General features: G+C 52.1%; 2 protein-coding genes. Both read left to right on the top strand.

Features of this window, described 5'->3' with window-relative positions; genetic code table 11:
* The first annotated feature begins 14 nt into the window (after positions 1 to 14).
* Positions 15 to 1,229 (top strand): ribokinase, encoded by a 1,215-nt coding sequence (gene rbsK, locus J1785_RS01740; protein ID WP_217218672.1) that lies wholly within the window; start codon positions 15 to 17, stop codon positions 1,227 to 1,229.
* 94 nt (positions 1,230 to 1,323) lie between these two features.
* Positions 1,324 to 2,253 (top strand): dihydrodipicolinate synthase family protein, encoded by a 930-nt coding sequence (locus tag J1785_RS01735; protein ID WP_217218671.1) that lies wholly within the window; start codon positions 1,324 to 1,326, stop codon positions 2,251 to 2,253.
* Positions 2,254 to 2,435: the final 182 nt, after the last annotated feature.

Genomic DNA, 2,435 nt, shown 5'->3' with positions numbered 1-2,435 from the left:
GAAGGTGGGTGGCTATGTTTCTTGAAGAGCGTCGGCAACAAATCCTGGAATATCTGGATAAAAATGAGCGGGTAAAAGTGGATGTTTTGGCATCCCTGTTTGCGGTGACCCGAGAAACCATTCGCAATGATCTGAATGTCCTGGCGGCTGAAAAATTGGTTCAGCGCTGTCACGGCGGGGCAATGGTAATCCGGCGAAGTTTGCAGTCAAAGCTGATTACTGACACCGGCGGTAACTTTGAAGTGTTGCTACAACGGCTGCAGAGTCAGAAAAGAAAGCAGATTGTGCAACAGGGTAAAGGAAAGAACATGAAAGGTAAGGTGTGTATTCTGGGTTCATTTAACGTCGATATTGTGGCAAAAGTTGAACGTTTTCCAAAAGGCGGGGAATCTCTGCTGGCGCTGGGCAGCACACTCGGCCCCGGCGGCAAAGGGGCCAACCAGGCCACGGCTGTCAGTCGTGCAGGTGCCAAGGTGCATTTCGTTTCCAAGGTGGGTAAGGACCAGTTCAGCCAGTTTGCTTATGATCACCTGACCTCCTCGGAGATTCACTCCTTTACTCTTTATCAGTCAGAAACCGAACCAACCGGCAACGCCATTATTTATGTCTCGCAGGAAAACGGCGAGAACATGATTGCCATTTATTCCGGCGCCAATAAAACCATCAGCGAAGACGAAGTGGCGGCAATCGCGCCCGAACTTGAAGATTCGGACGTGCTGCTGGTGCAGCTCGAAAACAACTTTGCCGCTACCTTGAGTGCGATGAAGCTGGCTAAAGCGCTGGGAGTGAAAGTGATACTCAACCCGGCCCCTTTCTCGAACCACGCGCTTGAGTGTCTTGAATATGTTGACGTTATTACCCCTAATGAAACTGAGGCATCGCAGCTGTCCGGCATTGACGTGAAAGATGTAGCCAGTGCCAAAGAGGCTGCACAGCGTATCGTCAGTCAGGGTGCCAGGCGGGTCATTATTACGATGGGATCGCGCGGCGCGCTGCTGCTTGACGGCAATCAGTTCCAGCACATTCCGGCTTTCCCGGCGCTGAGCGTTGATACCACCGGTGCAGGAGACGCCTTCAACGGCGCGCTGGCCTCAGGTATCGCCAATGGGCAAAGTCTGGTGCAGGCGGCGACCTATGCCTCGGCATTTGCCTCGCTGGCAGTCGAACGCGAAGGCGCATCAAACATGCCTGATAACCCCCAGGTTTTGGCACGTCTGGCGCAGCGGTAAATGCTGCGTTCACTCTTTAATTTCCTGTAACGGTCGCTGCTTTGATGCATTGAGTCTGGCGGCCACGTAATCGATTCCGTCTTAAGGAGCAGTAATGACTAAAAGTATTGAAGGTATCGTGCCGGTGATGTTGACCCCTTTCACCGCAGACAACCAGATTGACTACCCTGGCCTGACCCGTTTGATCGACTGGTATCTTGAGAAAGGTGTCGATGCGCTGTTTGCCGTGTGTCAGTCGAGCGAGATGCAATTTCTGACTTTGCAGGAGCGCGTTGAGCTGGCGGAGTTTGTGGTGAAACACGTCGCTGGGCGCGTGCCGGTGATTGCCTCTGGCCACATCAGTGATGATATTAATGACCAAATCAGTGAGCTGAAGGCGATGGCGAAAACCGGAGCCGACGCACTGGTACTGGTCACCAATCATCTTGACCCGAAAAATCAGGGCAGTGAGACCTTCTTCGCCACGCTGGATAATTTGCTGAGTGTTTTGCCTGAATCTATGCCGCTGGGACTTTATGAGTGTCCTGCACCGTATCGCCGCCTGCTGACCGACGAAGAGCTCACATACTGCGCTAACACCGGCCGCTTCGTTGTACTGAAAGACGTGAGCTGTGATCTGGCAACCGTTACCCGCCGCGTGAAGCTGGTGGCGAATACGCCGTTGAACATCATTAATGCTAACGCCGCGATCGCTTATCCGGCGATGCAGGCGGGGTCTAAAGGATTCAGCGGCGTGTTCACCAATTTTCATCCCGAGCTTTACAGCTGGCTGTATCACAAGGCGGCAACCCAGCCGCAACTCGCCGATGAGTTAGCCATTTTCCTGTCGCTGGGCGCGGTGACGGAAACATTAGGGTATCCGAAGAATGCCAAGATTTATCATCAGCGTCTGGGCACTTTCGACAGCGAGTTCTGCCGGGTGAATAAAGACAATGTGCTGGAAAAGTTCTGGGGACTGACGGTATTGCTGGATCAAATCCACAGCGGCACTGCGCTGTGGCAGAAAAAAATCGCTGCCGTATAAGAGACGATAGCGGTGAGTGATGCGGATGAGCAGCCGTCTTATCCGCTGATTGATCGCCTGGTCGAATATTCTTGCAAATGATTACGCTTCCGGGCAGTAAGTTTTAATTTATAACGTTTTTAGCCGTAATCCGACCCTTGATATAAATAAATATAAAAGGATTATTCAACATGATCGTATGT

This window comes from Rahnella perminowiae (genome assembly GCF_019049755.1).
Classification (GTDB): Bacteria; Pseudomonadota; Gammaproteobacteria; order Enterobacterales; family Enterobacteriaceae; genus Rahnella; species Rahnella perminowiae.
Note: the sequence above shows the minus strand (reverse complement) of the source record. Positions and strands in the feature narration are given on the sequence as shown.